Annotated in this window: 3 protein-coding genes and 1 pseudogene; 2 read left to right on the top strand and 2 right to left on the bottom strand. The window is 43.4% G+C overall.

The genetic code is table 11. The features are described 5' to 3' along the window. Positions 1-164 (top strand): transposase domain-containing protein (locus tag F7Q90_RS25220; RefSeq protein ID WP_151161046.1); only part of this gene is annotated, 164 nt, incomplete at its 5' end. Between the two features lie 568 nt (positions 165-732). After that, positions 733-1,107 carry an ATP-binding protein gene (locus F7Q90_RS25215; protein ID WP_071988783.1) on the top strand — a complete coding sequence of 125 codons (375 nt, stop codon included), beginning with the start codon at positions 733-735 and terminating at the stop codon, positions 1,105-1,107. On the opposite strand, the gene F7Q90_RS25210 is transcribed toward F7Q90_RS25215, so the two are convergent. Together F7Q90_RS25210 and F7Q90_RS25205 are read right to left on the bottom strand one after the other, a co-directional pair. Then, positions 1,052-1,978, bottom strand: coding sequence for a hypothetical protein (locus tag F7Q90_RS25210; protein WP_006120875.1), 927 nt, complete (start codon positions 1,976-1,978; stop codon positions 1,052-1,054). The two genes, F7Q90_RS25215 and F7Q90_RS25210, sit on opposite strands and share 56 nt — an antisense overlap. Positions 1,979-2,411: 433 nt before the next feature. Further along, positions 2,412-2,551 (bottom strand): annotated as a pseudogene (locus F7Q90_RS25205) (IS630 family transposase); the annotation flags it as partial.

The following is a 2,551-nucleotide window of genomic DNA, read 5'->3' as shown; positions in this document are numbered from 1 at the left end:
GCGGAGAACGTGCGGCGATCCTCTACTCTCTGATCGTCACCTGCCGGCTTAACGGCGTTGACCCCGAGACGTGGTTGCGTTACGTCATCGGTCATATACAGGACTGGCCGGTGAACCGGGTCCGCGATCTGCTGCCATGGAAGGTCGAGCTTCCCTCTGCCTGAACGTCAATACGGTCTGAATGCGACGCTTACATTGATCAGATCGCATAAACCGGACTGAGTTCCCTCTAAGGGATCTACTATTCCGAGCAGTTATTTAGCAATGCCGACATAAAGTCGGCTTTCTGTCAGTCGCCAGAGAGCCGGGAATATCATCAGGCATAAGTACATCAGGATGTGGATACTATTCCAACTCGCCTGAATTACTGAAGAAGCTGGTATTCTAACTGATTTAAGGCATACAGGCTGGATCCCCCGGTTCTGGGTGCCTCTCCCTAAGAGTCGAATACAATCTCGCGTCTCATTCATTCCTTTAGCCCTTTACAGTGGATATCAAATCTCGCTGAAAATCATATTATTAAAATCAGGTGTATTAAGAAACACCATATGAATTGAACTGGTTCATCCCGAATGCATAGTAAAATGCTCTACGATGACAGCAGGTAACAGAAGGGTTTTAATAACTATCGTGCCTGATTCACTATCAGTGGAGTACGGTTGGTATGACTGTTCCTTACAATAACGTTATGACTGGTTTGCAGGAGAAAGGATACCCGTAATCACTCATCTTTTGTTAGGGGAATTTAGGAAATTTCACTCTCTCCAGCTGAGTATCCAGCGTGGCAAAAACCTGCTGATTGGTGACAATGAGTCGGGTAAAAGCTCAGTTCTGCTTGCACTGGATCTTAATCTGAGTGGAAGCCGACACCGGGTCGAATCACTGGGCGTGGAATCACAGATTTCCCGTCAGGCTGAACTGGCGTTTCAACGCCGATGTACGTCGCGCCGATTGACTGCTCAAACTATTGCGGCTGGAGTGACGGTAAAAATTGCCGCATATAATCGACAGAGCCAGTCGCCGCAACTAATTCGATTTATTCAGCAAAGCCTCATTGATATTGAATATATATTGGTTGCGGTTGCAAACCAAGTATCTCTTCTTTAGAGAGAAGGCGGTATGGAGGGTATTTTACGTCATTTTTATAAAAAAGTTTTATTCCTGGATATAATAAATTATTTTCGGAGGATATGACTTTTCTATAAGTTGCGAATTTGATTGTTGGTGTTCCCCAGCCATCCATGTTCAGCACTACCTGTACATTAGGATCTGATTTCACTTTATCAAAACCGGTAACCATTTTTTTTGTGAATCGATGGACGACTAATATTTTAGACGGTAACTGGTGCTTAACGACAAGTTGTGAAAGATAGTCAATCACGTTATTTATTTTTTTATAACTTATGCTACCGATTTTTTGACTTGGTGGAGTTTTATCAGTCCCGATAAATTCGGGATCTATGGCCAAATGAACATCAGGCTGAGTAAGGAAAGGCTCAAGTCGGGTAATTTCATTCATCAAGTCACTCAGTCCGGGCTGGATATCTAGAATAAGAACGGCTCCGTCCACCATTCTCACCATTGAAAGTGCTTTCTGAATCTGGGCATTACTCATACGATTGCGGTAAAGTTTATCCTTGCCGGGACTGCTACTTGCTACAGTGGCAATATACTCCAATCCAGTGATAACAGATTTTGAAGGGTCCGCTTTTTCCCATTCCTGTGATTCGGTTTTTAGTTTTTTCCAAAGCTCCGGCGCTGGGTATTCTCCCAGAATCCCCATTGCGGGAGAATAGAAATTTCCATAATAGACAACCAGTCTCTTGTCAAGAAGAACTCCATGGTTATCAGAGGAAATAACCTGATGCTCTGCATTATCAATGGGTGATGGCGGTATCACTATCTTTTCCTCAGCAAGGCAAGACGAGGTCCGGGCCGTCAGATACGCCGATATAAGTAAAATTGTCCATACTTTCACAATCATATTCCTTAAAGGTAAAAATCCCATCTGTACCTTTAAGGAAGATGATGGAAATAGATACAAAAAAGCGCTATCTGTTGATTCTTGGTTGAAAAATCAGGAACCGGATGGTGAGGAATGTGAAGGCCATCACACGACCTGACTATTATCCTGTGAGGGCGACTGTGAGTGGTTGTCGGAAATATCGGCGGTTCCGGCGTAGAACCCAATTATCGTAATGAAACATTATCTGATATTTCTCTATAGTGAAGGTTTTAAGCGTTTTTTGGGCTTTGTTGAATAATAGGTAATCATTCTGTTTTGTCTGCACTGTTTTGGTAGAAAACGCTGATGCCAGACAGAACACCGTCATACGCAAGCATGTAATGCATTGATTTTATGTTATCTGAAACAACCGTTTTCATAGTACCACAGCATAAAATCCATTTATTCAACAAAGCCGTTTTCCCCCGGGGAATGGGCTGACGGTATTCATAAAGTGATGGACCTTTTTCAACAGTTGCCACATTGAACTGCACTGGTGATTTCGGGTTATTGTCTCATGAAGCGCCTGCCACAACCGTTCGACAT

This window comes from Pantoea stewartii subsp. stewartii (genome assembly GCF_008801695.1).
Classification (GTDB): Bacteria; Pseudomonadota; Gammaproteobacteria; order Enterobacterales; family Enterobacteriaceae; genus Pantoea; species Pantoea stewartii.
Note: the sequence above shows the minus strand (reverse complement) of the source record. Positions and strands in the feature narration are given on the sequence as shown.